At 64.7% G+C, this 2,864-nt stretch carries 4 protein-coding genes; all 4 read right to left on the minus strand.

Features of this window, described 5'->3' with window-relative positions:
* Positions 1 to 14: 14 nt before the first annotated feature.
* The 4 genes from RTY46_RS16080 to RTY46_RS16095 all read right to left on the minus strand — a co-directional run bounded on the left by RTY46_RS16080 (position 15) and on the right by RTY46_RS16095 (position 2,739).
* Complete coding sequence (locus RTY46_RS16080; RefSeq protein ID WP_312709633.1) at positions 15 to 539, minus strand: hypothetical protein; 525 nt, start codon at positions 537 to 539, stop codon at positions 15 to 17.
* A gap of 121 nt (positions 540 to 660) precedes the next feature.
* On the minus strand, positions 661 to 1,125 hold the full coding sequence (locus RTY46_RS16085; protein ID WP_312709635.1) for a hypothetical protein: 465 nt from the start codon (positions 1,123 to 1,125) through the stop codon (positions 661 to 663).
* A 112-nt stretch (positions 1,126 to 1,237) separates the two neighbouring features.
* Positions 1,238 to 1,543, minus strand: coding sequence for a hypothetical protein (locus RTY46_RS16090; protein ID WP_312709637.1), 306 nt, complete (start codon positions 1,541 to 1,543; stop codon positions 1,238 to 1,240).
* A gap of 5 nt (positions 1,544 to 1,548) precedes the next feature.
* A complete protein-coding gene (locus tag RTY46_RS16095) occupies positions 1,549 to 2,739 on the minus strand; it encodes a methyl-accepting chemotaxis protein (RefSeq protein ID WP_108749595.1) in 1,191 nt (396 codons plus the stop codon).
* Positions 2,740 to 2,864: the final 125 nt, after the last annotated feature.

Below are 2,864 nucleotides of genomic sequence, written 5' to 3' on the forward strand. Positions count from 1 at the left end.
CGCATGGCGTGGATCTACGGTGGGGCCTTGAACTGCCAGGGAAATTCGTTGCGCACCCTTGCGCGTACTGCTTCGACGACATTGGCGTAGCGCCGGCGCTGGATGTGGTAGCCGATACAGAACAGCGACGGCACCGCCAGCATCGGCCACGCCACGGGGCGTAGCAGCACGATGGGCACCAGCAGCACGGCCAGCACCAGTGCGAACCAGCTGCAGCGGCCGAACACACGTACTTCGCGGCGCCGCGTGTCCACCACGATCTGGCCGTGCATCAGCGGGAAGTAGCGCCCGCCGAAACCCGGTGCGAAGCTTTCGCGGAACGCCACGCTGCCATCGGCCAGCGCGCGGAATGAAAGGCGTGCCCACCGTTCGATCGGCATGTCGCGTTCCAGCCCGCCCAGCGAAAGGTGCTTGAGGTCGTCAGGTGACGCGGCAATGCGCTGGTTGAACAGTACGATGCCGGTGCGGAAGAACAGCGGTACCCACGCCAAAAGAAGCAACAACTCGATCAGCATCAATGCGATCAGGGCGATGGCCATCGGTCTTCCATGAACGGGACCGGGGCATCATGCCACAGCGGCCCAGACGCCATCGCGTCGCGTCAATCCTGTAGATCCACGCCATGCGTGGATGACCTCAGGGTCACCTTGCCGTTACAGGTCAGTCATTCTCCACCAGATCGCTGAGAACCAGAATCTGCGGATCAACGCTGTGCCCGACGACGCGTCGAATCAACCCGGGTCCCTTCCGGAGGGAAAAGGCAAGCATCGTGTGGATGGGATTGAACTCCAGCCATGGACAGGTTGAGTGCCCCACAATGACCGGCATGTTGAAGCTGATGTCCCTGGGGTCGTCCAGCGGCAGGGTCCATTGCCCTCCGTAACGTTCCCTGACGCTATCGCCGAGATAGCGGGCGAAGACCACCCGCAGTGCAGCGCGGTCGTCCTGGGTCAGCGTCGCTGCCATCGACGTGTAAAGACACTCCAGGTGATCGAAGCTCTCCAGACTGCCGTCAAGAACGATGCCGTGGTCCTGGGCCTGCTCGACCAGCCAGTCGATCTGATCATCCATGAGGATCAGAAACTGTTCGAAATCCTCTCGAGCGTCTTCAAGGTTGATCGGCATATCAGGCTCTGGACGGAAGAGCCAAGAGTCTGTGCTTCGTCGAGGAGCCAGGCCATGCAACAAATCCGAAATCACGGATGGCCGCTCAGGCCCATCCACGCATGGCGTGGATCTACAACGCGTCGCCGCCCAGGCCGAGATCCCAGGCCAGGCTCATCAGGGCGTCGGCCTGGGCGGGCGGGACAGGGCGGGCATCGGCCAGACGCTGCAGCTCCTCGATCTCTTCGCGCGCTACATCCTCCAGCTGCTGCAACTGCTCGCGCACACTCGGGTTGCGCGGGCGTTGGCTGGCATCGATGGGGGGCAGGGCGCGGATCAGGGTCATGCTGCGCGGGTCGGCGTGGTCCAGAGGTAGCGTACAGGCAAAGGCCCCGGAACAACCGGGGCCTTCGGCGCTGCCGGAAAAGGCAGCGGACATCAGGATCAGAACAGTTCGACCGTACCGGCGCCCATGTTCTGCTGGGCAACCGGCTTGTGCGGGGGACGTTCCCATTCGCTGCGCAGGTCACGCAGGCGGTTGCCGGTGCGCTGCAGGGCGGTGGCGATCTCTTCGTCGAACACGCCGCCATTGCGGTGCAGCAGCTCCTGCAGGGCCACCGCCTCGCGGTTGATCGCGGTCAGGCGATCCAGATGGGTGTGCACGCCGCCCAGCGCCTGGGTGGCGATGTCTTCGAACTGCAGGGCGCGCACGGCCTCGGCCACGCTGCCATCGATCGAACGGGCGCACTCGGACACTTCGCGCATCCCGTCACCCAGCGACGCGTTGATCTGCGCCACGTTGTCCAGCATCGTCGCCGCTTCCTGGCGGGCTTCGCGGGAGCGGTCCATGTCACGCGAGGCCATGTGCGAGACGGTCTCGCGCACCTTGGCAATGGCGTCCTTGGAGCTGTGCGCCAGCTTGCGGATCTGTTCGTTGAACGTGGTCGAGCGCTCGGACAGGTTGCGCACTTCGTCGGCCACCACCGCGAAGCCACGACCGGCTTCACCGGCACGGGCTGCTTCGATGGCCGCGTTCAGCGCCAGCAGGTTGGTCTGGTCGGCAATCGACTTGACGTCTTCCAGCAGGGCGAAGATGCCGTCCAGGTGCTGCGCCATCTGGTCGATGTGCTGCACGGTGGTGCTGCTCTGGCCGCTGACCTGTTCCAGCGCTTCCACCAGCTGTTCCATGCGGTTGCTGGCGTGCTGGGCGAAGCGGGCGACATCGAGTCCGGCACTGCCTTCGTCGCCGGCGCGGTCGACGATGCGCGACAGGGCCTGGCTCTGCTGGCGGGACTTGCGGTTCATGGCATCGAAGCTGCCTCCCAGGCTGGATACCGCCTGGCGGATCAAGTCACGGGCCCGTTCGACTTCGCCACGCGAGCCGTCGATCTCGTTGCCGACGAAGCTGCGCAGTTCGGTCAGCAGCTGGTCCTGCTCACGCAGGACACGGGCATGTTCCGGGGAACGATGGGCCTGCGCACGGGTGGTCCACCACGCGAAGCCGAGCCAACTCAGCGTCATCGTGGTCAGGATCGCCCAGCGCAGGGCGGCCGGCCATTCGAAGCCGATGGCGAAGGGGAGCAGCAGGGTCAGAGCCAGGGGGGCGGCCAGACGGATGAAAATGCGTGAGTACATGGACGTTCTCGGGAGGTGCACGGAGGATGTATCGGCCGTACCCCCTTTCTCTTTAACGTCGATGTGCTTTCTGAATGCGCCGGATGTCCGACGCCTCGCCGGGCATGGCCCGGCGCTACCCTGGT

It is taken from the genome of Stenotrophomonas sp. (genome assembly GCF_032056425.1).
Classification (GTDB): Bacteria; Pseudomonadota; Gammaproteobacteria; order Xanthomonadales; family Xanthomonadaceae; genus Stenotrophomonas.